This is a genomic window from Curtobacterium sp. MCLR17_045 (genome assembly GCF_003234405.1).
Classification (GTDB): Bacteria; Actinomycetota; Actinomycetes; order Actinomycetales; family Microbacteriaceae; genus Curtobacterium; species Curtobacterium flaccumfaciens.
The window spans coordinates 102,397-124,798 of the sequence record NZ_QKTB01000003.1; the positions used below are offsets into that span (position 1 = coordinate 102,397).

19 protein-coding genes are annotated in these 22,402 nt (G+C 70.3%); 12 read left to right on the forward strand and 7 right to left on the reverse strand.

The window, feature by feature from the left end; translation table 11 throughout:
- Positions 1-103: 103 nt before the first annotated feature.
- Complete coding sequence (locus tag DEJ05_RS03985; protein WP_181440641.1) at positions 104-1,666, forward strand: glycosyltransferase; 1,563 nt, start codon at positions 104-106, stop codon at positions 1,664-1,666.
- The gene (locus DEJ05_RS03990; RefSeq protein ID WP_111109789.1) at positions 1,663-3,402 is read left to right on the forward strand and encodes a glycosyltransferase family 2 protein; all 1,740 of its coding nucleotides are present in this window, start codon (positions 1,663-1,665) and stop codon (positions 3,400-3,402) included. The genes DEJ05_RS03985 and DEJ05_RS03990 overlap by 4 nt, the downstream gene beginning before the upstream one ends.
- Here DEJ05_RS03990 and DEJ05_RS03995 read toward each other — a convergent pair.
- Positions 3,392-4,240, reverse strand: a complete 849-nt coding sequence (locus DEJ05_RS03995) for a DUF6270 domain-containing protein (RefSeq protein WP_111109790.1) — start codon at positions 4,238-4,240, stop codon at positions 3,392-3,394. The genes DEJ05_RS03990 and DEJ05_RS03995 overlap by 11 nt on opposite strands.
- Positions 4,241-4,284: 44 nt before the next feature.
- Positions 4,285-5,400 (reverse strand): glycosyltransferase, encoded by a 1,116-nt coding sequence (locus DEJ05_RS04000; protein ID WP_111054963.1) that lies wholly within the window; start codon positions 5,398-5,400, stop codon positions 4,285-4,287.
- A gap of 50 nt (positions 5,401-5,450) precedes the next feature.
- On the opposite strand from DEJ05_RS04000, the gene DEJ05_RS04005 reads away from it, so the two are divergent.
- Positions 5,451-6,029, forward strand: coding sequence for an SGNH/GDSL hydrolase family protein (locus DEJ05_RS04005; RefSeq protein ID WP_111030345.1), 579 nt, complete (start codon positions 5,451-5,453; stop codon positions 6,027-6,029).
- Positions 6,030-6,047: 18 nt separating this feature from the next.
- Here DEJ05_RS04005 and DEJ05_RS17980 read toward each other — a convergent pair whose 3' ends face one another.
- The 4 genes from DEJ05_RS17980 to DEJ05_RS04020 form a co-directional block, all read right to left on the reverse strand.
- Positions 6,048-6,203, reverse strand: coding sequence for a hypothetical protein (locus DEJ05_RS17980; protein WP_175529707.1), 156 nt, complete (start codon positions 6,201-6,203; stop codon positions 6,048-6,050).
- A gap of 147 nt (positions 6,204-6,350) precedes the next feature.
- The gene (locus DEJ05_RS04010) at positions 6,351-8,945 is read right to left on the reverse strand and encodes a glycosyltransferase (RefSeq protein ID WP_111109791.1); all 2,595 of its coding nucleotides are present in this window, start codon (positions 8,943-8,945) and stop codon (positions 6,351-6,353) included.
- Entirely contained in the window at positions 8,945-10,399 is a 1,455-nt protein-coding gene (locus DEJ05_RS04015; protein ID WP_111109792.1) for a glycosyltransferase family 2 protein, read from the reverse strand. Before DEJ05_RS04015 ends, DEJ05_RS04010 begins: the two co-directional genes overlap by 1 nt.
- A complete protein-coding gene (locus tag DEJ05_RS04020) occupies positions 10,396-11,754 on the reverse strand; it encodes a hypothetical protein (protein WP_111109793.1) in 1,359 nt (452 codons plus the stop codon). The genes DEJ05_RS04015 and DEJ05_RS04020 overlap by 4 nt, the downstream gene beginning before the upstream one ends.
- 53 nt (positions 11,755-11,807) lie before the next feature.
- Here DEJ05_RS04020 and hisD point away from each other — a divergent pair, with 53 nt between their 5' ends.
- The 3 genes from hisD to DEJ05_RS04035 are packed head-to-tail and all read left to right on the forward strand — an operon-like array spanning position 11,808 to position 14,702.
- Complete coding sequence (hisD, locus tag DEJ05_RS04025; RefSeq protein WP_111109794.1) at positions 11,808-13,115, forward strand: histidinol dehydrogenase; 1,308 nt, start codon at positions 11,808-11,810, stop codon at positions 13,113-13,115.
- A 13-nt stretch (positions 13,116-13,128) separates the two neighbouring features.
- Entirely contained in the window at positions 13,129-13,629 is a 501-nt protein-coding gene (gene nrdR, locus DEJ05_RS04030) for a transcriptional regulator NrdR (RefSeq protein ID WP_111054959.1), read from the forward strand.
- On the forward strand, positions 13,626-14,702 hold the full coding sequence (locus tag DEJ05_RS04035) for a quinone-dependent dihydroorotate dehydrogenase (protein WP_111109795.1): 1,077 nt from the start codon (positions 13,626-13,628) through the stop codon (positions 14,700-14,702). Before nrdR ends, DEJ05_RS04035 begins: the two co-directional genes overlap by 4 nt.
- Positions 14,703-14,935: 233 nt before the next feature.
- Here DEJ05_RS04035 and DEJ05_RS04040 read toward each other — a convergent pair whose 3' ends face one another.
- Positions 14,936-15,511, reverse strand: coding sequence for a DUF3043 domain-containing protein (locus DEJ05_RS04040; protein WP_111109796.1), 576 nt, complete (start codon positions 15,509-15,511; stop codon positions 14,936-14,938).
- A 52-nt stretch (positions 15,512-15,563) separates the two neighbouring features.
- Here DEJ05_RS04040 and DEJ05_RS04045 point away from each other — a divergent pair, with 52 nt between their 5' ends.
- The 6 genes from DEJ05_RS04045 (at position 15,564) to DEJ05_RS04070 (ending at position 22,338) form a co-directional block, all read left to right on the forward strand.
- Positions 15,564-17,015, forward strand: a complete 1,452-nt coding sequence (locus tag DEJ05_RS04045; RefSeq protein ID WP_111109797.1) for a dipeptidase — start codon at positions 15,564-15,566, stop codon at positions 17,013-17,015.
- Positions 17,016-17,073: 58 nt separating this feature from the next.
- On the forward strand, positions 17,074-17,442 hold the full coding sequence (locus tag DEJ05_RS04050) for an iron-sulfur cluster assembly accessory protein (RefSeq protein ID WP_035808216.1): 369 nt from the start codon (positions 17,074-17,076) through the stop codon (positions 17,440-17,442).
- A 292-nt stretch (positions 17,443-17,734) separates the two neighbouring features.
- The gene (gene coxB / locus DEJ05_RS04055; protein ID WP_027465265.1) at positions 17,735-18,637 is read left to right on the forward strand and encodes a cytochrome c oxidase subunit II; all 903 of its coding nucleotides are present in this window, start codon (positions 17,735-17,737) and stop codon (positions 18,635-18,637) included.
- Between the two features lie 11 nt (positions 18,638-18,648).
- Positions 18,649-20,385 (forward strand): cytochrome c oxidase subunit I, encoded by a 1,737-nt coding sequence (ctaD, locus tag DEJ05_RS04060; protein ID WP_027465266.1) that lies wholly within the window; start codon positions 18,649-18,651, stop codon positions 20,383-20,385.
- Positions 20,386-20,389: 4 nt separating this feature from the next.
- Positions 20,390-20,806, forward strand: a complete 417-nt coding sequence (locus DEJ05_RS04065) for a cytochrome c oxidase subunit 4 (RefSeq protein ID WP_027465267.1) — start codon at positions 20,390-20,392, stop codon at positions 20,804-20,806.
- A gap of 158 nt (positions 20,807-20,964) precedes the next feature.
- Complete coding sequence (locus tag DEJ05_RS04070) at positions 20,965-22,338, forward strand: glucose-6-phosphate dehydrogenase (protein WP_111093058.1); 1,374 nt, start codon at positions 20,965-20,967, stop codon at positions 22,336-22,338.
- The last annotated feature ends 64 nt before the right edge of the window (positions 22,339-22,402 follow it).

A 22,402-nucleotide genomic window follows, 5' to 3' on the forward strand; every position in this document is an offset into this window, starting at 1 on the left:
CCTGTCGTCGTGATGCACGTGCTGCGATAGTTTAGGGCTGAAGTCGAGGTTGGCTCGTCGCGCACTGCGCAACCCGAACGTGATGAACTCCAGGAGAAGTGCTGTGGGCGGACCCCTTCCTCTGCTGTCGGTCGTCGTGCCGGTCGGCAGCGTCGGCCCGTGGTTCGACGTCGCGCTGGAGGCGCTCCGGTCGCAGACCCACCGTCGGCTCGAGATCATCCTCGTGCTCGACGGGCTCAGCTCCGGGGCGACGGAGTCCGTCCGGTCGCTCTCCACCGAAGACCCGCGCATCGTCGTGCTCGAGATCGGGGAACGTGGCGGAGCCGGCAACGCCAGGAACACCGGGCTGGGCGTCGCGACCGGCGACTTCGTCGCGTTCGCGGACGCCGACGACCTCGTGCCGCCCGCTGCTTACGAACGGCTCCTCGCCGTGTTCACCGAGTCCGGTCCGGAGATCGTCAGCGGGAGGGCTGAGCAGTTCACCGGGGACGGGCGCGAGTCGACCTACTGGACGACGGACGACGCACTCTGGACGACCGGGGGGACCGGCCTCCGACTCTCGGACACGCCGCAGCTGGCCTTCGACCACACACCCTGGAACAAGGTCTTCAACCGCACGTGGTTGCTCGAGTCCGGCGTCGAGTTCCCGACCGGCACCACCTGCGAGGACGTTTCCTGGTGGGCGCGGCTCGCGGCGGGAGCGAGGGTCGACGTGCTGCCCGAGGTGGTGTACCGCCACCGGCGACACGACGAGTCGGTGACGTCGGGCATCGGCCGGGGCGACGACCTGGACGACTGGGTCGAACAGACCCGTGCAGCAGTCGAGACGTACGCGGCACACGGGGCGGATGGGGCGACGGCGGCTTTCGGACGGCGGCTGATCCGCCGAGAGGCGTGGACGCGGGTCCGCGGGATCGGCGTGCTCGACCCGGCCGGCGCCCGCCTGCTCGCCGATTTCGTGCGGTGGATCGGCACCTGGGTCGACGAGACCGAGTTCGACGACCTCAGCGCCTACCCCGGCGCCGCCTACGCCCTGCTCCGGGCGAAGGAGCCGGGACTCGCGGCCGAGCTCGTCGAGACGTTCGAACGCCCGGCAGAGGACGTCGTCCTGCGGTGGGGCAGTCTCGCCGCCGAGTGCGAGCGGGCCCTCGGTCCCGATACGGAGCGCGGCGCTGACCTGTGGCGCGAACGCCTGTTCCGGCCGGTCGTCGATGCCGCACAGCGTGGCGATCCGCTCCCTGTCCGTCCAGAGCTCGTCGCGGCGTTCTGGGACGAGTTCGTCGGCCGTGGGCTGGACGAGCACGAACAGGTCGTGCTGTCCGCGTTGCGGGACGGAGCAGTGGACGACGTCGTGTTCCTCCGACGCAATCGTCGCGTCCGTGCGACCGCCGACCGACACCGTGGTGGTCTCCGGATCAGCATGACGGGTCTCGAGCACCCGGCACCGGGGAGTGTCGTGCTCGAGCGCGACGGAACCCGGACGGCAGTGCACCGGGGCGTGCTGTCATCGGACACGGTCGTGTCGTCGGCGAGGCCTCGGCCGGGTGACAGGTGGAGCGTCGAGTTCACGCTGCGCGACGGGCGGATCCACCGTGTCGAGGTGGCCGTCGCACCGTCGGCACTGCGCCGCGTCGCCGCCGTGCTCAGGACGAGGAGTCGGCCGTGAGCGCACAGCTCTCCGTCGTCATGCCGGTGCACGACGTCGCGCCGTGGATCGAGGAGCAGCTCGACTGTGTCCTGCGGCAGGATGTCGACCTCGAGGTGATCGTCATCGACGACCGGTCCACCGACGAGACGGTCGCGATCGTGGAGCGGATCGCGTCCGGCGACCCCCGCGTGCGACTGCACCGATCCCGAGCAGCGGGGGGAGGCGCCGCCCGCAACCAGGGGATCGACCTCGCGCAGGGCGAGTACCTGGTGTTCGCCGACGGTGATGACCTGGTACCTGACGGGGCGTACCGGGCGCTCATCGACGCAGCCGAGCGCAGCGACGCCGTGATCGCGCTCGGCCGGCACCTCAAGTTCAGCTCCGGGTCGACCTGGGAGCCCATGTCGAGTTGGTACGACGTCCTGACCGAGTCGGTGACGGACCTCCGGGCCATGCCGAGGCTCTTGGCGAACCGCGCATGCTGGAACCGGGTCTTCCGCGCCGACTTCCTGCGCGCGTCGGGCGTCCGGTTCCCGAACGCCCCGCGCTCCAACGACATCGTGCCGATGGTCCGCGCGTTCCTCGCCGCGGACCGTGTCGCGGTGGTGCCGGAGGTCGTCTACCTGTACCGCGAGCGTCCGGGAGCCTCGTCCATGACCGCGAGGGCGTCGGGCATCGATGGCGTGCTGAGCTACTTCGATCAGGAGATCGAGGTGGCATCACTGCTCGCCGATGCCGCCCCGGAGGTCCGCCGCGCGCACGCCGAGGTCGTCCTCGACGCCGACGGGTACGTCCACCTCGAACGGTTCCTCCGCGGCCAGCCGGATGCGAACGACCTGCACCGGGTCATCGGAGCGGTGCACGATCTGCTCGCGGTCGTGCCGACCGCCGATCGTCAGGCGCTCCGTGCCGAGCGACGAGCGCTCTGGTTCGCGGTGGCCAACGGAGCGGGGGAGATCGCCGTGCGCCTCGCGTCTGCGCTGCACGACGCGCGCGACGACCGCGACGTGCCGCCGGTGCTGCTCCGCGCCTGGGTGGACGTGATCCGCTCGGTCGGTGTGCTCGGAGAGGAAGCGGTCTTCGCACTCGATCGCGGATCCCTCGTGAACGACGGGCCGTTGGTCCTGCTGGCGAACCGCGCGGAGCACACCGACGTGTCGGTGCTCGGATCCGCCGTCACGGACCTGGGTCCGTTGACGGCGGGGGCCGAAGGGAACTCCGAACTCCTGCGCGCGATGGCGGGTGCCGTCCACGGGCAGGACCCGCTCGCAGTGCAGCTGGTCTCGATGGTGCGGCACCTCGCACCGCTCGTCGTCGACGAGGCGCACCCGGACGCCGGCGGCCTGACCTTGAGCGGACCAGTGGCCGGGACGGTGCCTGACGGGGTCTCCCTCGACATGGTCCTGACCGCAACCCCGACCGAAAACGCCACTCTGACCGGAGCCGGGGCAGCGGGTACCCAGGCCGTCCTCCGGGTCGATCACCGCTCGTCCCGCTGGTCGCTGCGCCTGGAGAACGGCGACATCGCCACCGGCAGACACCGTGCCGTGGTCCGGATCTCGTTCCGTGGTCTCCGGCTCGACTTCCCGGTCGTGACCGCGAGGATGCCGCTCCCGCCCGTTCCGAGCGGCGTGCAACTGCAGCCCCTGGCCGACCGTGCGGACGGCTGGCGGTTCCTCGTCGACCGTCGGGTGCCGAGCGGGCACTTCGCCCGACGGCTCCTGCGCGCAGCGCGCGCCAGGCTCAGGAACTGAGGCCGGCGAGTTCGTCGGCCGGGTGCCCGGCGGTCAGGGCATCGCCGATGACCATGCGGTCGAGGTCGGCCATGAAGTCCTGGAAGAACGGTCGGCCGAAGTGCCAGGGCGAGATGCCGTAGGGGTGCGCGCCGTCGGAGTGGTACGAACGGTCGCGGTTGTCGATGGTACGGAGGTCGTGACGGGCAGCGATCGAACGGTAGAGCGAGTCGTACCGGTCGTTCTCCCGCAGCAGCCGCTTGTACAGGTCATCCCGTTTCTGGTCTCCGCGGTACTTCACGAACTCCAGGTCGCCGGTGCTCGTCCGGTAGTAGGAGCTGTACCGGAAGCAGTTCAACACCAGGGTCGTCTCCGGGAGCGCCTGTCGCTGCCATGCCACGAGCTCGTCGACGGCCTGCTCGAGGAGCGGCACGTACTCGGCGCTCGCGTTCGCCATGTGCAGGGTCGTGAACCCCTCACCCGCCGCGAAGAAGTCCGTCTTCCGGAAGCTGTTCGGATTGTTCGTGATGGTCGCGTCGCCGATCCGCGCGAGCCCGTACCGGACGTCGGAGTAGAGGTCGAACAGCAGGTAGTCGGGCGCGAACGACTCGAGTTCTGCGCGGTCCGACTTGGCGATGTCGCGCGCCATCGTGCGCGCCCCGTGCTCGTTGACCTTGTCACCCGGCTGGATCCGTAGCGCGATGTCCGGAGCGACGGGCGCCGACAGGAAGCTCACGAGACCGGTCTGCCACGCGAGCGGACCGAGGTCGTAGACGTCCTTGTAGTGCGGGTTGTTCCGCGTGATGAACGCTTCTCGTGTGACGCACGAGCCGATGATGGCCACCTTGATCCGTGACACCGAGTTCTCCGTTCGATCGAGCATGAGCCAGCAACAAGGGTTGATTATGCCTCAGGGCGCGTGGCGGTCCGCGTCGGCAGGCCAGCCGTCGTGCGCCGCAGGAGCGCCTCGTACCGGCGGGAGACCGCGAACGGCGCGAGCCGGGCCGTGAACCCGAGTGCGGCACCGCCTTCCGGCAACGGCTCCGACAGCACCCGGGCGAGCGCGCCGGCATCACCGGGTTCGAACCACCGGACCCAGGCTTCACCGCCGAAGTCGCTCCGGAGGTGCGCTTCGTCGGGCAGCACGACCGGCACGCCGAAGGTCGCGGCGAGGTGGAGGCTGCCGGAGTTCAGGACGCGCCGGTACGGCAGCACCGCGATGTCCGCGGCGTCGAACCAGCGCTTGACCTCGGCGTCGGCCACGTAGTCGTGGTGACGGACGGTGCGGAGCCCTTCGGGCACGAGCCGATCGATGGTCGCTTCGTCCTCGGCCGACGTCCTCCCGGCGAGCAGGAGGACGAACCGGCCGGCGGCGGACGCCTGCTGCAGGGCCTCGATCAGGACGTCGACTCCCTTGTACGGACGGATCTGTCCGAAGAAGAGCACGGCGACGTCGTCGTCATCGAGTCCGAAACGTGCTCGTGCCTCCGCCCGGGACCCGTTGCCGTCGTAGATGCCGCGGTAGCTCGGGTGGGGGAGGTGTTCGACCGTTCGCCCGGAGAGGTCGTAGAACGGCGCCACCACGTCGCTCGTGCGGGAGTTCATGACGTGCACCGTGTCCGCGGTCGCGGCCAAGTAGCGGTTCAGCGCGATCTCGTGCTCCTCGTGCCGGACGTCGTGTGCGAGCGCGTTGTGGATCGTCCAGACGACCCGGGCGCCGTGTGCCCGCGCTCCGTCGACCGCGGCTCGGAACCGAGCGAGTCGGGCAACGGCCTCGGCGGCGTCGTCCGCACGCTGCACGATCGGAGCTGTCCAGTGCACGTGCACGACGTCTCCGGTGCCGAGGGAGCTCAGGTCGTGCTCGAAACGCTCGAGCCTCGCGGACTCGAGGACGTCCCACCCCGAGGCGCGTGGAGCCAGGAGCATGAGGTTCAGGTACGGGTTGTCGCGGTAGACGGGGAAGACCGCGAGCCGCGGTGGACGGCCGTCGCGAGGACGCGAGCGCGCTGTTGGAGCCACATGGCGATCCTACGAGGGGTCGCCGGTGCTCCGGTCGATAGCATCGAGGGATGTTCAGAGCTCGATCCAAGATCACCACCGATACACCGCTGACCTTCGCCGTGTCGGGTGACTCGGTCACGGCCCGCCCCGAGTCCTGGCGTGACCAGCTCGGCGATCGCCGTCTTCGGCTGGTCGGAGGCTTCGCCGAGGACGGTGCGACGTCCGAGCGTGCGTTCGGTCAGGTCCGTCGTTCACTGGCCGACGTGCTCGTGGTCATGATCGGCATGAACGACGTCCGGGAGGGCGTGCCCTTCGAGGAGATGACCGCGAACATCGAGAAGATCGTGCGGTTCGCGGAGTGTCAGACACCCCTGATCTGCTTGGTCCCGCCGAACAACCGCACCAACGGCACGGTGAACCAGCGTACGAACGGTGTCGTGGCGAACCGGCACTTGTTCGACCTCGGTGCGCGACGAGGGTGGGTGGTCGCGGATCCGTTCGCCTTCGCCCGGGCCTCCAACAACTCGTGGGGTGGCGGCATGTCCGAGGACGGCGAGCACCCGCTCCCGCACGTCTCCGCAGAGGCGGCGGTCCGCATGCGCCTGTTCATCCGGCAGGCAGCGGCGACGATGGGTCTCAACCAGTGAGATGAGGTCGGTCGGCGCTCAGTCCAGCGTCGCGACGATGTACTCGGCCTCGTGGAGGACCGAGCAGAACGCCAGCCCCTCGTGGTCGAGCGCATCGCGCTTCCGGATGACCGCGCCGCACACAGCGCACTTGGTCGTGAAGGTCGACCGCATTGCATCCGAGAGGAGCGACATGCGAGCAGCCTGCTCCGGCAAGGTGAACAGCAGGCCTCGTTTGTCTCGGAACCTGGTGAACGTGCCCGAAGAATCCGCCTCAGAATCGAAACGCGCTCAGCTCAGCGGGCTCGTGGTGTTCGCTCGCCACCTGCGCCGAGGGAGCGCTCACAGCGACCGGACGACCTGCCCCGCCTCCGCTGCAGCACCGACCACGACGGCGAAGTCCCCCTCCGCGACGGACTGCCCCTCCGCCAGCCACACGACGTTCCGCGCCCCCGGCTGCGGCACGAACGACGAACCACCCGGCCCCGAAGACGGTGCCCCCACGACCAGCACGGTCACCTCGTCCAACCCGCTGGATCCCCGGTACCAGGACGTCGGCATGTCGACCTGCACCACGTGTCCTGCGGCTTCGAGTGCGATGACCAGTGCGGACACGTCCGCGACGCGCGTGCCGTCGTGCTTGACGGCGACACGGAAGCCAGCAGCCCCCTCCTCCCGGACGACGACCGGTCGCGAGGACCGCACCATCACGCCGTGGCCCTTGGGGAGCCCGGGGGCCACTCCGAGGTAGCGCAGTCCGGCTGCGTCGTACCGGTCGACGGCGTCGGCGTCGGCGTCGGGGTAGCGCCCGCGCCAGCGCTCGTCGAAGACGCGGCGGTTGTCGACCCGGGCGTCGTCCCGGCCCGGCGTGCGGCTCTCGTGGTGGACGACGACCGACGACGGGACGACGACGAAGGCGGAGCCCGCCGGTGACGCCGCCAGTGCGCGGAGACACAGGTCCACGTCCTCCAGTCCGTTGGCGTACACGGGGTCGAACCCGTGCCAGCGGATCAGGTCGACGGCACGGAACGCCGCGGCAGCTGCGGTGATCGCCGAGAACCGCACTGCGCCGGCGGAGCCCGACCCGAACACGCGGTCGGCGTCGTGCCGCGGGTGCTCGCCGAGGAAGTGCCAGGGCAGCACCTTGTCCCCGCCGAACACCGTGCCGGCGGCCTGCACGACGCCGTCCGGGTACACGAGCAGGGGCTGCGCGCCGAGGACCGACGGGTCGTCCAGCGCGCTGACGAGCGGCCGCAGCCAGCCGGTGGTGACCTCGGTGTCGTTGTTGAGCATGACGACGGTGCCGCCCGAGGACCGGGCGAGTCCGAGGTCGCTGCCCAGGGCGAAGTTCCGGTTCCGGTCTTCGCGCTGCAGGACCACCCGGGGTTCGTCACGGAACCATGCACCGAGGATCGCGGAGACCGATCGCGGAGAGCCGTTGTCGACCAGGACGACCTCGACGCGGTCGCCGTCGTGGTCGGCCGCGCCGAGGACGGCATCGACTGCGCGCCGGGTCATCGTCCAGTCGCGGAACACCGGGACGACGATCGAGACGAGTCCGGTGTCGCGCGTCGGTGCTGCGGACGCCAGGGCGTCCCAGTCGATGCGGTGGCGGGCGAGCGCGACCTCCTGCCACGACGCGGGCTGGGCGGAGGAGACCCGTCGCTGGTCCCGCACGTTGTCGTAGTCGACGCCGATGACGGGCACGTACGCGGGCACCCCGAACCGCTGCCCGATGCGGAGCAGCCACTCCCAGTCGATCCAGCGTCGGAGCGTCTCGTCGAACGGGCCGACCCCTGCGGCGACGTCACGGCGGACCACGAGCGCGTTGAGGTCGATGAAGTTGCCGGCGAGCAGGTCGTCGAGCGTGCCGTCCTCGCCGCGGTACGTCTCGACGGGCGCGGTCCGGTCGTCCGCGTTGTTCGCGCCGACCATCCGCAGACCCGTGTGCACGGCGGGCCCGTCGGTCTCGAGCAGAGCCGCGAGGGCCGCGGTCAGGTGTTCCGGACGCCAGGTGTTGTCGGCGTCGAGGAACGCGACGAAGTCGCCACGCACGGCCGCGAGTCCGGTGTTCCGTGCGGCGCCGGCACCGCCGTTCTCCCGCTCGAGGAGCCGGATGCGCCCGTCTCCGGCAGCGAGCCCGCGCACGACGTCGACGGTGTTGTCGCCGGACCCGTCGTCGACCACGAGGAGTTCCCAGTTCGTGTGCTGCTGCGCTCGCACCGAAGCGATCGCCGCACCGACCACGTCGGCGCGCTGGTACACCGGCATCACGATCGACACGAGCGGTTGCTCCGCGTCGCGCCGCGCGACACCGCGCGGGTACCGGCCGAGGGCCTCGGCGACCTCGGGCCCGTCCCACGTGGACCGGTAGCGTCGCCGGGTGCGGTGCTGCGCACCGGCGAAGGCGCGCGCATCGGCGGCGGCTGCGTCGCGTGCGGCGCCCCAGGTGGGAGCGTCGCCACGGCGGCCTGGAGGCACGGGGAGCGTGGTCGCGTCGGTCGCGTTCCGCAGGAAGTGCCGGAGCGCATCGAGCGTGGTCGCCGGGCGGTCGGCTCCCGGCACCGAGGCGGCGTACACGCCTGCGTCGAAGAGCGGCCCGGTCTGGAAGAGCTCGGGGCCCTCCTGGTGCAGGGCGTCGTACCAGGACATCGCGGGGACGGGCTGGTGCTCGCGCATCCACTCGTGCTCGATGAGCGGGTGCAGCGAGAGCCCACGCTGCCCGTCGTTGTGCACGTAGAACGCGACGGCGTCGGCGTCGGTGTCGAACGTCCGTCCGGTCTGTGCCTCGAAGTACGCGCGGTCCAGTACCTCGAACTCGGCGATCCGCCGGGCCCAGCGGTCGAGCCGGTCGGTCACGGTCAGTGGTCGGTCCGGGCCCCGGAAGGGTCGGGCGAGGCGCCGTGCGACGCGGCCGATGCCCTTCGCCTCGGCCATCAGCGGCGCCCCGGCAGTCGTGCGGCGACCTTCGCGATCGCCTGGCCGGTGCGGAAGGACCTGCTCGCGCGCAGGTCGGTGAGCTCCCGGCGCAGGCGCACGACCTCGTCCGCTGCGCTGGCCGCGGCGACGTCGGCGGCCGTGAGGTCGAGGGGGAGCAGCGCCGCCCACCGACGTTCGAGCGCGTCGGCCGTGCCCGCGAGCGGGGCCGTCAGCGCATCCTCGATGCGTGCACGGGCGTCGGTGACCGCGCCCGGTGCGACGACCACGGCGAAGTGGTCCACGACGGCCGCGAGGGTGTCGGCGCCCGTCCGGTGCGCTCGCGACGACCACGGCACCGCGTTCTGCGCGGCCCGCACGACCACCAGGTGGAGCGCCCGCCGGTTGGCCGCGACGACGTCCGCGGGCGCCGGGTCCACGAGCACGGCGACCGTGACGAGGTCGTCCGGGCTGGGGTCTCCGGTGGTGACGGTCCACGCGGCCGGTGCCGACGTACCGGCGGGGAGCCGGGCCTCCAGGTCGAAGCCGTCCCCGAAGGCCGCGTCGACCTGGCGGACGAGCGTGTCGGCGTCCTCGACGTGCCGCAGGTCCACGGCGAGCCGCGGGCGCTGCCCCGAGGGGACGAGGACGTCGGCGAACCGCTCGGTCGCCGTCATGCCGTGCCGCTGGTACGCGGCCACTGCGTCCGGCAGGAACGGGTAGCGACCCTCGAGCACGCGCTGGTGCGCGGCGCGCAGCGCGCTGCGGTTGCCGGAGAAGCTCTTGCCGCCGGCGTGAAGGACCAGCGCGCGGTTGGCGATCTTGGCGAGCCAGCCGTGGGCGGCGATCCGGAGGCAGTAGTCGTTCTCCTCGCCGTAACCCGGCGCGAAGGCCTCGTCGAACAGACCGTGCTCGGCGATCAGCTCGCGGCGGGTGAGGAAGCAGAAGCCCATCGCGACGGGCAGGACCTGGGACACCGGGAGCAGCGGTGCGAGCTCGTCCCAGACCCGTCGGGTGCGGTCCTCGGTGCGGGCCGCACCCCGGTTGGTCAGGCGGTAGGGGATGCTCGCGATCGTCGCGTTGTCACTGCGCGCGGTGACGACGCCGGTGCGGTCCTCGTCGAGGACCGCGAGCATCGCGTCGAGGAACCCCGCCGTCGGCACGGCGTCGCTGTTGAGGAGCAGGACGGCCTCGGTGTCGGGCTCGTCGGCACCGCGGTCGAGTTCGTCCACAGCACGGTTGCACGTGCCGACGAACCCGAGGTTGTGGTCGTTCCGCTCGTACCGGAACCCGGGGCGGTCGCCGATCCGGTCGAGCAGCGCCCGCTCGATGGTGTCCGCATCGGGCCCGCAGTCGTTGACGAACAGGGCGCGGTGCCGCTCGGTGTCGAGGTGCTCGAGGAGCCCGTCGAAGCACCGCAGCAGGGAGTCGAGGTCGCCGTACACAGGCACGACGACGAGGGTGGAGCGGGTCATCGGGTGGACTCCTCTGCTTCGAGTGCACGTGCGAGGGCGTCGACGGCGGTCCCCAGCGGGCCACCGAGCACCCCCGCGGCCAGGGGCACGTGCCCGGTCGGGCCGTCCGCAGCTGCCTGCCGGACGGCGTCGGCGACGGCCAGGCCGAGGGAACGGGCGTCGGCGGGGACCGCCTCGAGGTTCGGGTGCAGGTGCGCCCGGGTGCCCCGGAACTCGTTCGTCACGACGCGTGCGCCGGACACCGCGCCGTCGAACGGCGGGTGGCTCGGGTGCGGGCTGTGCTGGAGCGACAGCACCACGTTCGTCGATGCGATGAACCGGAAGTAGTCGTCCCAGGGCATGGTGCCGTGCGAGACGAGCTTCACGTCGCCTCGGCCCCCGTCCAGCTCGACGTCGCCGTGCTGTTCACCGGCCGAGTGGAACTCGACCCGGATACCGTCGTCGGCCAGCTCCTGCACCGCGACCCGCAGCGCGGCGACGCCGAGGCGGAACAGGTTCCGGTGCTTGCTCGGACGGCCGTAGAAGAGGACCCGGACCACGTCCTCGTGCTTGCGGGCAGCGGCCACGCGTTCGAGCAGCTCGAGGTCGAGGTGCGGTGCGAAGGTGTGCTCGGAGGGGACCTCGAGGCCCTCGACGTCGGCCAGGTACCGGCGCAGCGGCTCGGAGTTCACGAGCATGCGGAAGCCGGCGCGGTAGGTCGAGGCAGCGACCGCGTACTCGGTCGACCACGGGCTGAAGCCGGGTTCGTAGTCCTGCACCAGGTACACGACGCGGTGTCGGGGGACGACCCCGGCGGTGACGGCGACGTCGATCGGGTGCGCGGTCTTCCAGTGCGTGGCGACCCAGACGTCGTCGCGGCCGAACTCGGTGTCCAGGACGTCCTCGCGCCGGACCACGCGGACGCCGGGACGTCCGTCGACGCGCGACTCCGGGAACCGGTCGGCGACGAGCGCCTCGGCTGCGGCGGCACTGTTGCCGGGTGTCGTCCACCGGACCATGACGACGCGGACCCGCCGGCCGAGCCGGTCGCCGAGCGCGAGGGCGACGGCCAGGGCGGTCTGCACCCCGGCGAAGGCGGCACCCTCGCGGAGTTCGTCGACCACGAGCACCACCTCGGGATCGCGTTCCACGGTGCGGATGCCGGCGAGCGACAGGCTCGTCTCCACCAGGCCGTCGAACGGGCGCGCGGCCAGCGGCGCACGATCGCGTTCCCGCCGAGCCACACCGACGTCGACCCGGGACACCGTCCGGCCGAGTCGCTCACGGACGTCGTTGCGGTAGTGGCCGTCGCGGGCGTACCGCTCGTTCACCCGGACGAGGTCGCTCACGAGGCGCCGTGCCTTCTCGAAGTTCATCAGCCCTCACGTTACTGGGCGTCGGCGTTCGGCTCGGTAGGATCGGACCCCTCATGATGCAGCGAATCGACCTCCGCGGCGGCCTCCCCGCCCGTGCCGAACTCCTCCGACTCATGCCCCGCGCCGCGGGTGACGTGTCGCACGCGGTCGACGCCGCGCGCGAGTTGATCGAGGACGTCCGACACCGTGGGGCCGCGGCCCTGCACGACCAGGCCGAGCGCTTCGACGGCGGGGCTCCCGCGGACGTCCGGGTGCCCGCCGCCGAGATCACCGCAGCCGTGGCCGGGCTCACGCCTGAGGTCCGGGCAGCCCTCGACGAGGCCATCCGCCGCGTCCGGGCCGCGAGTGCTGCGCAGATCCCCGCCCCGTCCGTGACCACCCTGGCCGACGGCGCCGAGGTCCACCAGCGCTGGCAGCCGATGCGCCGCGTGGGGCTCTACGTGCCCGGTGGCAAGGCCGTCTACCCGTCCAGCGTCGTGATGAACGTCGTCGCGGCCCAGGTCGCGGGCGTGCCCTCGATCGCCCTCGTGTCCCCGCCGCAGCGCGACCACGGCGGCGCGGTGCACCCGACGATCCTCGCCGCGGCGGGGCTGCTCGGCATCGACGAGGTCTACGCGATGGGCGGCGCCGGAGCCGTCGGCGCGCTGGCGTACGGCGTCGCCGAGATCGACCTCGAGCCGGTCGACCTGGTCACCGGTCCGGGCAACAACTACGTCGCCGCCGCCAAGCGCCTGGTGCGCGGGGTGGTGGGCATCGACTCCGAGGCCGGGGCGACCGAGATCCTCGTGATCGCGGACGACACCGCCGACGCCGGGTTCGTGGCCGCGGACCTCATCAGCCAGGCCGAGCACGACGAGCAGGCCGGCAGCGTGCTGGTGACGACGTCCGCGGAGTTCGCCGACGCGGTGGAAGCGGCCATCCCGGAACGCACCGCGGTGCTCGGGACGGCTGCGCGCCTCCAGACCGCCCTGGACGGACCGCAGTCCGCGATCGTCCTGGTGGACTCGCTGACCGACGCCGCGACCGTGAGCAACGCCTACGGGCCGGAGCACCTCGAGATCCAGACGGTCGACGACGACGCCGTGCTGGCCGACATCGACGCCGCCGGTGCGGTGTTCGTCGGGCCGAGCACGCCGGTGAGCCTGGGGGACTACCTGGCCGGGTCGAACCACGTGCTGCCGACCGGCGGCCAGGCCCGGTTCGGGTCCGGGCTGTCCGCGTCGACGTTCCTGCGACCCCAGCAGATCGTCCGGTACACGCCCGAGGCCCTGGCCGAGGTCGCGCCGCACATCGTCGCCCTGTCCACCGAGGAGCAGCTCCCCGCGCACGGGGCCGCCGTGACGGAGCGCACGAACCGATAGCCTGGGGAACGACATGTTCTGCCCCTTCTGCCGCCACCCGGACTCCCGCGTCGTCGACTCACGGACGAGCGACGACGGAACCTCCATCCGCCGCCGTCGACAGTGCCCCAACTGCGGTCGACGGTTCTCGACCACCGAGACCGCATCGCTCAACGTCGTGAAGCGCAACGGTGTCACCGAGCCGTTCAGCCGCGACAAGATCGTCTCCGGCGTCCGCAAGGCGTGCCAGGGGCGTCCGGTCACCGACGGTGACCTGGCCGTGCTCGCGCAGCGCGTCGAGGAGACCGTGCGGTCCTCCGGATCCAGCCAGATCGACGCGAACGACATCGGCCTCGCGATCCTCGCACCCCTCCGGGAGCTCGACGAGGTCGCCTACCTGCGGTTCGCGAGCGTCTACCAGGCGTTCGACTCGCTCGAGGACTTCGAGGACGCCATCGGCCAGCTCCGCCGCGACCACCACGGGGCATCCGACACGGCCGCCGGGTCGTCCACACCGTCCGGCACGCGCGCGTGAGCGGCATCGCCGAACGGATCGTGCGCGGCGGCTACCGCGTCGTGTTCCGTTCCGTGTTCGCGAACATGGACCCCGAGCGCGCCCACCACCTGGCGTTCGCCGTCATCGCGGGGCTGCCCCGCGTGCCGTTCCTGAGCGGCGTCGTCGAGCGGTACTGCCGTCCCGCGGCGGCCGACGGCATCACCACGATGGGCATCCACTTCCCGTCGCGCTTCGGCCTGGCGGCCGGGTTCGACAAGGACGCCCGCGGCATCGCCGGTCTCGGCCTGCTCGGCTTCGGCCACGTCGAGGTCGGCACCATCACCGCCAAGCCGCAGCCCGGCAACGAGCGCCCGCGCCTGTTCCGGCTGATCGGCGACCGCGCCCTGATCAACCGCATGGGCTTCAACAACCACGGCGCCGCAGCGGCCGCCCGACGCCTCGAGCGCGCCCGCCGCAACCCCGGCCGACCGGTCATCGGCGTGAACATCGGCAAGAGCCGGGTCGTCTCCGTCGAGGACGCCATCGACGACTACCTCGAGTCCACCCGTCGGCTCGCGACGTTCGCGGACTACCTGGCGGTCAACGTCAGCTCGCCGAACACGCCCGGTCTGCGCGGACTGCAGGAACTCGACCAGCTCCGACCGCTGCTGTCCGCGGTGCGCGACGCCGCCGGCCGGACGCCGGTGCTCGTCAAGATCGCGCCGGACCTGACCGACGAGCAGATCGACGCGATCGCGGGCCTCGCGGTCGAGCTCGGGCTGTCCGGGGTGATCGCGAACAACACGACGATCTCCCGCGACGGGCTGACGGCGGATCCGTCCGATGTCGAGGCGATGGGTGCCGGGGGCCTCTCCGGCGCGCCGGTCGCCGTCCGCTCGCTCGAGGTCCTGCGTCGCGTCCGCGCCGCGGTGCCCGCCGACTTCTGCGTCATCGCCGTCGGTGGTGTGACCACCGAGCAGGACGTGCAGGACCGCATCGACGCGGGAGCCACGCTCGTGCAGGGCTACACGGCGTTCCTCTACGAGGGACCGACCTGGGCCGCGCGCATCAACCGGCTGCGCCGTCGGCGGCTGCGTCGCGCCGCGCGGTAGACGCGACCACCTGACGGACTGGAGGCCCGTGGCGACACCGCCACGGGCCTCCAGTCCGTCCTGGGGGCGCGCCTGCGCCATCGGGTGAGCAGAACACGCCGTGGCTCGCCAGTCGACCCGTCGTGTTCTGCTCACTCGATCGCCGATGCGGAGCGTGGGAGCGGGGAACAAGGGAATGGGAACGACGAAGCGCCGCCCGGCAGGCCGGGCGGCGCTTCGTCGTGTGCGTAGAGCTAGAGGGTGGGGTACTGCCGACGCCGGACCTGGGGCTTCGGCAGCCGCAGGAAGCGCAGCTGCCACGCCCGCGTGAGGATGTAGAGGAACGTGCCGCGCTGGAACTCGCCGAACTTGTTGGTGAGCTTGCGGCGGAGCGACAGCCACAGCACCACGCAGTCGATGATGAACAGCGCCACGAACGCCCACACCAGCAGGAGCGAGTAGGAGGCGATGACGGTCTGCGCGGCCGCGAACCCGACGATGAGGAACAGCACGAGCACGGGCATCATGACCTCGCCGACGTTCCAGCGGGCGTCGATCCAGTCGCGGACGAAGCGTCGCTGCTCACCACGGTCCTTCGCCGGCAGGTAGCGCTCCTCGCCGTTGGCCATGCCGACCCGGGCGCGCTCGCGCTCCGAGTTGAGGCGGGCACGGGCGGCCTTCTTGTCGACCGGCGTGTTGCCGACGAGGGGGCGGCGGTTCGCTGCCTCTCGCTCGCGGCGGGACGGCGTGGGGCGGCCCTTGCCCTGCTCGAGGAGCTCGGCCTCGGTCGGGTTGACGGTCGTGTTGGTCTTGGGGGCTGCCTTCGCCACGGTGCGTTCCTAACGGCGGTGTGCGTGCGGGATCTCCTCTAGATTACCGGGCATGACCGACAGCGAACAGCACAGCCCCGCGACCGACCCCGCGCTCCTCGACGCCCTGCGCGAACACGTGCAGGGTGCACTGCCCACGACGATCGCCGACCTGTCCGCGCTGGTGCGCCTGCCGTCGGTGTCCTGGTCGGCCTTCGACGCGTCGAACGTGCGCGCGAGTGCCGAGGCCGTCGCGGACCTCGCCCGGTCGACCGGGGTCTTCGGAGCGGACGACGTCCGGATCGTGCGGTCCGCGGTGTCCGGGTCGACGGCCGACGTCGCCGAGGCCGACGCGGAGACCGAGCTCGGCCAGCCCGCGGTGCTCGCGGTGCGCCCGGCGCGGAACGGCAAGCCGACGGTGATGCTCTACGCCCACCACGACGTGCAGCCGCAGGGCGACGAGGCCCTGTGGGAGACGCCGCCGTTCAAGCCGACCCTACGCGGCGACCGCCTGTACGGCCGCGGTGCCTCGGACGACAAGGCCGGCGTGATGACGCACATCGCGTCGCTCCGCGCGGTGCACGCCCAGTTCGGTGACGACCTCGACCTCGGGATCGTGCTCTTCGTCGAGGGCGAGGAGGAGTTCGGCTCCCGCTCGTTCCGCACGTTCCTGCGCGAGCAGAAGGAGCACCTCGCCGCCGACGTCATCGTCGTGGCGGACAGCGACAACTGGTCCACCGAGGTCCCGTCGATCACGGTCTCCCTGCGCGGCAACGTCACCTTCAAGCTCACCCTGACCACGCTCGAGCACGCCAGCCACAGCGGCATGTTCGGGGGAGCGGCCCCGGACGCGATGATCCCCATGGTGCGGCTGCTCGCCTCGCTGCACGACGCCGACGGTTCGGTCGCCGTCGAGGGGCTGTCCTCGTACGAGGCCGACGTGCCGGAGCGCACCGAGGACGAACTCGCCGTCGACGCCGCGCTCGTGCCCGGTGTCCGCCCGATCGGCACCGGCGCCGTGCTGTCGCGCATGTGGTTCCAGCCGTCGATCACGGTGACCGGCATGGACGTGCCGAGCGTCGCGAACGCCTCGAACACCCTGCTGCCCACGGTCTCGGCACGGGTCTCGGTCCGCGTCGCCCCCGGTCAGGACGCCAGGCAGGCGTCCGCGGCCGTCGAGCGGCACCTGCGCGAGCACGTCCCGTTCGGCGCACGGATGGAGATCACCGAGCCGGACAGCGGCGACGGGTTCCTCGTCGACACCGCCGGCTGGGCCGTCCAGGAGGCCCGAACGGCCATGCGGGAGGGCTGGGGCGCCGAGGCGGTCGAGCAGGGCATCGGCGGGTCGATCCCGTTCGTTTCCGACCTCGCCGCGGAGTTCCCGGACGCGCAGATCCTGGTCACCGGCGTCGAGGACCCGGACACGCGCGCCCACAGCCCGAACGAGTCGCAGCACCTCGGTGTCCTGCACCGTGCCATCGCGTCGGAGACGATCCTGCTCGCCAGGCTCGCGACGCGCAGCTGAGGGTGCTTACAATCGACGCCAGGCGCGGTGACCAGCACCGCCCGGAGGGAGACGCGCGATGAGCGACACCATCACCGAAGCACCGGCGACCGAAACGCAGTCGCACGGCGTCCTCCTGAGCGACGCCGCTGCCGGCAAGGTGGCGAGCCTGCTCGAGCAGGAGGGCCGCGACGACCTGCGCCTGCGCCTCGCCGTCCAGCCCGGTGGCTGCTCGGGCCTGATCTACCAGCTCTACTTCGACGAGCGCCTGCTCGACGGTGACGTCACCGCCGAGTTCGACGGGGTCGAGGTCGTCGTCGACAAGATGAGCGTCCCGTACCTGGACGGCGCGACGATCGACTTCGAGGACACGATCCAGAAGCAGGGCTTCACGATCGACAACCCGAACGCGCAGGGCAGCTGCGCCTGTGGTGACAGCTTCCACTGATCGCCAGCGATCCGACACGCGAGCGGGGAGCGACCGGAACGGTCGCTCCCCGCTCGCGTTCGTGTGACCGGACGTGGCCCGGTGGGGCGCGGTGTGACCGGGCCAAATCGTGCCCGCAGACGTGCGGATCGAGGCCAGAACCGTGTCGTGTGTGCGCGAGCGGTACCGAGCTGCGAGTAAGCTAGGAGTGTTCCAATCAAGCTGGGAGCCAGCCATGCGCCGCCTTCGTGCGGCTCGCCGTCGGACTCGACGGGCTGACCTCCGAAGCTCACGTCTTTTGCGAGAGGTAACAGTGCGTTCGAATCGCCGTATACGTTGGGCGGCCGTCCCGGTGGCCGTCGGTCTGGTCATCGCACTGGCTGGCTGCACGCAGCAGCAGATGAACGGATGGCTCCCCGGCACGGAGGAGACGAAGAACGTCACCAACCACACGAGCCGCATCGTCGGCCTGTGGACCACCAGCTGGGTCGTTCTCCTCGCCGTCGGTCTCATCGTCTGGGGCCTGATCATCTGGGCCGCGATCGTCTACCGCCGCCGGAAGGGCCAGACCGGCCTGCCCGTGCAGATGCGGTACAACATGCCGCTCGAGATCTTCTACACGATCGTGCCGCTGATCCTCGTGCTCGGCTTCTTCGCCTTCACCGCGAAGGACCAGGCCGCGATCGAGAAGCCCTTCGCCGACCCCGACGCCACCGTGCACGTGTACGGCAAGCGCTGGGCGTGGGACTTCAACTACATCAACAAGGACAACCCCGAAGAGAGCGTCTACTACCAGGGCATCCAGGCCCAGGAAGAAGAGAACGCCAACGGGGCGATCGACGAGTCGCAGCTGCCGACCCTCTACCTGCCGAAGGGCAAGAAGGTCGCGATCGAGCTCTCCTCGCGCGACGTCGACCACTCCTTCTGGGTCATCGACTTCCTCTACAAGAAGGACATGCTCCCGGGCAAGACCAACTGGGAGTACTTCATCCCGGAGAAGCTCGGCACGTACCAGGGCAAGTGCGCGGAGCTCTGCGGTGAGTACCACTCGCTGATGCTCTTCCAGGTGAAGGTCGTCACGCCTGCGCAGTACCAGGACTACCTCGACACCCTGAAGGACCAGGGCAAGGTCGGTCTGCTCGGTGACGAGTACAACACCAACACCAACGAACCGAACAACAAGGCGCCGGTCGAGGCGTCCAGCGAGAACAAGTAGGGGCTCGTCAGATGACAACGTCACTCGTCGGCCAACCGACCCAGACCTCGTCGCCGGACTTCCAGGCGTCGAAGGTGGGTCGGAAGGGCAACATCGTCGTCCGGTGGATCACCTCCACCGACCACAAGACCATCGGGTACATGTACCTGATCGCGTCGTTCATCTTCTTCCTGCTCGCAGGTGTGATGGCCCTCGTGATCCGTGCCCAGCTCTTCGAACCCGGCCTGCACGTGGTCGCGACGAAGGAGCAGTACAACCAGCTGTTCACGATGCACGGCACGATCATGCTGCTGATGTTCGCGACGCCGCTGTTCTCGGGCTTCGCGAACGCGATCATGCCGCTCCAGATCGGTGCGCCGGACGTCGCCTTCCCGCGACTCAACGGCTTCGCCTTCTGGCTCTACCTGTTCGGCTCGCTCATCGCGGTCGGCGGCTTCCTCACCCCGCAGGGTGCTGCCTCGTTCGGGTGGTTCGCCTACGCGCCACTGAGTGACACGACGTTCACACCAGGGCTCGGCGGCACACTCTGGGTCTTCGGGCTCGGCATGACCGGCTTCTCGACGATCCTCGGCGCGGTGAACTTCATCACCACGATCATCACGATGCGTGCCCCGGGTCTGACCATGTTCCGCATGTCGATCTTCACGTGGAACACCCTCGTGACGGCGCTCCTCGTCCTGATGGCCTTCCCGGTCCTCGCGACGGCGCTCTTCGGCCTCGGGCTCGACCGCGTGTTCGACGCGCAGATCTTCAACCCGGCCAACGGCGGGGCCCTGCTCTGGCAGCACCTGTTCTGGTTCTTCGGGCACCCCGAGGTCTACATCATCGCGCTGCCGTTCTTCGGCATCGTCTCCGAGGTCTTCCCGGTGTTCAGCCGCAAGCCGATCTTCGGGTACAAGACCCTGGTCTACGCGACCATCTCCATCGCGGCCCTCTCGGTCACGGTGTGGGCGCACCACATGTACGTCACCGGCGGAGTCCTGCTCCCGTGGTTCTCGCTCATGACGATGCTCATCGCGGTCCCGACCGGCGTGAAGATCTTCAACTGGGTCGGCACGATGTGGCGCGGTTCGGTCACGTTCGAGACGCCGCTGCTCTGGGCCCTCGGCTTCCTGATCACCTTCACCTTCGGTGGTCTGACCGGTGTCATCCTGGCGTCGCCGCCGCTCGACTTCCACGTGTCCGACTCGTACTTCGTCGTCGCGCACTTCCACTACGTGGTCTTCGGAACCGTCGTGTTCGCGATGTTCTCCGGCTTCTACTTCTGGTGGCCGAAGTGGACCGGCAAGATGCTCAACGAGCGTCTCGGCAAGATCCACTTCTGGCTCCTGTTCATCGGGTTCCACACCACGTTCCTCATCCAGCACTGGCTGGGCGTCATCGGCATGCCGCGTCGCTACGCGACCTACCTGCCGAACGACGGCTTCACCTGGATGAACCAGCTGTCGACGATCGGCTCGATGATCCTCGCGATCTCGTTCCTGCCGTTCATCTTCAACGTCTACGTGACCGCCCGGAACGCACCGAAGGTCGCCGTGAACGACCCGTGGGGCTACGGCCGCTCGCTCGAGTGGGCTACCTCCTGCCCGCCGCCGCGCCACAACTTCACGTCGATCCCGCGTATCCGTTCGGAGTCCCCGGCCTTCGACCTGAACCACCCCGAGGCCGGTGTGCCGATCGGTGTGGGTCCCGCGAAGGACGCCCCCGATGCCCCGACCTACGACGCCGCGAAGGGCGAGGTGAAGTAACGCCATGCGCGCGAACACCAACCTGTTCTGGATCCTCTTCGGGTTCTTCATCCTGGCGGACGCCGCCTACACCACGTGGGCGATGATCTACTACGGCGAGCCCGAGTGGGTGGGCACCGTGGCGATCGGCCTGACCGGCCTGATGTCGGCGTTCATCGCCTTCTACCTCGGCAAGGTCATGTCGTCCCAGGGCGGGGTCCTGCCCGAGGACCGTCCCGACGCCAACATCGAGGACGGCGACGCCGAGCTCGGGCACTTCAGCCCCTGGTCGTGGTGGCCGATCCTGCTGGCCGCCGCGGTCGCCGTCTGCTTCCTCGGTGTGGCCGCCGGCCTGTGGATCGTCCCGATCGGACTCGTCCTCGTGGCGATCACCCTGGTCGGCTGGGTCTACGAGTACTACCGCGGCAACTTCGGGCACTGACCCGGCGCTGCAGCGCACCTGACACTTCGGGCGGCACCAGAACGGTGCCGCCCGAAGTGCGTCCAGGAGACGATCTCCGGTCCCGATCCGGAACAAACGGGCCCGCCCGCGACTTGACTGGAGCGGACCTCCCACCACAGCGAAAGGAGTCACCTCAGGTGACCGACAAGCGCACCCTCATCATCTTCGGCGCGACGGGCGACCTCGCCTCCCGCCTGCTCCTGCCGGGCCTCGGCACGTTCCTGCAGAGCGGCCGTGCCGTCCCCGTGCAGCTGATCGGCACGGGCCGCAGCGAGCGCAGCCCCGAGAAGTGGAAGGACATCGTCACGCAGTCCTTCGCGTCGCAGGACGTCAAGGGGCCGGAGGTCGACGCGACCATCGAGTCGACGCAGTTCATCCAGGGCGATCCCACCGACCCGAAGCACCTCGAGGCGCTCCTGGCCGCGGCCGACTCCGAGCCGATCCTGTACTTCGCGCTCCCTCCGCAGATCGCCTCCGACATCTGCGAGGCGCTCGAGCACGTCGAGCTCCCCGAGGGCACGACCCTGGCCTTCGAGAAGCCCTTCGGCACCGACGTCGCCAGCGCCCAGGCCCTCAACGAGACGGTGCTCAAGCTCGTCCCCGAGGACCGCGTGCACCGCACCGACCACTTCCTCGGCCGCACCACGGTGCTGAACATCATCGGTCTGCGCTTCGCGAACCGCCTGTTCGAGCCCATCTGGAACGCCGAGAACATCGAGAAGGTCGACATCTTCTACGACGAGACCCTCGGTCTCGAGAACCGCGCCCAGTACTACGACGAGGCCGGCGCGATGGTCGACATGATCCAGTCGCACCTGCTGCAGATCCTCGGCATCGTGACGATGGACGCCCCGGCGGACATCGACGCGGTCGAATTCCGCTCGTCCCTGGCCCGGGTGCTCCGTTCGACCCAGCTCAAGGGCGGCGACCCGAAGATCGCGTCGCGTCGCGCCGTCTACACGGCCGGCACGATCGACGGCAAGGAACTGCCGTCGTACCAGGACGAGGACGGCGTCGACAAGTCGCGGAGCACCGAGACGCTCGCCGAGATCTCGGTCGAGGTCGACACGGCTCGCTGGAAGGGCGTTCCGTTCACGCTGCGGTCCGGTAAGGCACTCGGCAACAGCCGGAAGGAGGTGCTGATCACCTTCAAGCCGGTCACGCGTCTGCCCTCCGGTCTGAGCGGTCGCCCGAAGGCGGACACGCTCCGCATCGTCCTGAACCCGGACGAGATCGAGCTGTCGGTGTCGGCCAACGGCGGTGGCAACCCGTTCGAGATGGGCCAGGTCACCCTGTCGTCGTCGTTCAGCGACGGCGAGCTCACCCCGTACGGCGAGGTCCTGAACGGGATCTTCCACGACGACCCGCTGCTCTCCATCCGCGGCGACGTGGCCGAGCGCTGCTGGGAGATCGTGGAGCCGGTCGTCGCCGCGTGGAAGGCCGACGAGGTCCCGCTCGAGGAGTACCGCGCCGGTTCGCGCGGCCCGGCGGACTGGGAGTCGTCGTCCTGACGGACGCGCTGCCGACGTCCTGAACGGACGCCCTGACGGACGGGAGGCCCGGTGCCAGCTGGCA

Bases quoted from the DNA above. Each gene is read 5' to 3' on its own strand.
- DEJ05_RS17980 (WP_175529707.1), bottom strand. From the start codon at position 6,203: ATGTCGCTCCTCTCGGATGCAATGCGGTCGACCTTCACGACCAAGTGC.
- DEJ05_RS04020 (WP_111109793.1), bottom strand. From the start codon at position 11,754: ATGAACTTCGAGAAGGCACGGCGCCTCGTGAGCGACCTCGTCCGGGTG.
- DEJ05_RS04005 (WP_111030345.1), top strand. From the start codon at position 5,451: ATGTTCAGAGCTCGATCCAAGATCACCACCGATACACCGCTGACCTTC.
- ctaD (WP_027465266.1), top strand. From the start codon at position 18,649: ATGACAACGTCACTCGTCGGCCAACCGACCCAGACCTCGTCGCCGGAC.
- DEJ05_RS04010 (WP_111109791.1), bottom strand. From the start codon at position 8,945: ATGGCCGAGGCGAAGGGCATCGGCCGCGTCGCACGGCGCCTCGCCCGA.
- hisD (WP_111109794.1), top strand. From the start codon at position 11,808: ATGATGCAGCGAATCGACCTCCGCGGCGGCCTCCCCGCCCGTGCCGAA.
- DEJ05_RS04065 (WP_027465267.1), top strand. From the start codon at position 20,390: ATGCGCGCGAACACCAACCTGTTCTGGATCCTCTTCGGGTTCTTCATC.
- DEJ05_RS04050 (WP_035808216.1), top strand. From the start codon at position 17,074: ATGAGCGACACCATCACCGAAGCACCGGCGACCGAAACGCAGTCGCAC.
- nrdR (WP_111054959.1), top strand. From the start codon at position 13,129: ATGTTCTGCCCCTTCTGCCGCCACCCGGACTCCCGCGTCGTCGACTCA.
- DEJ05_RS04015 (WP_111109792.1), bottom strand. From the start codon at position 10,399: ATGACCCGCTCCACCCTCGTCGTCGTGCCTGTGTACGGCGACCTCGAC.
- DEJ05_RS04045 (WP_111109797.1), top strand. From the start codon at position 15,564: ATGACCGACAGCGAACAGCACAGCCCCGCGACCGACCCCGCGCTCCTC.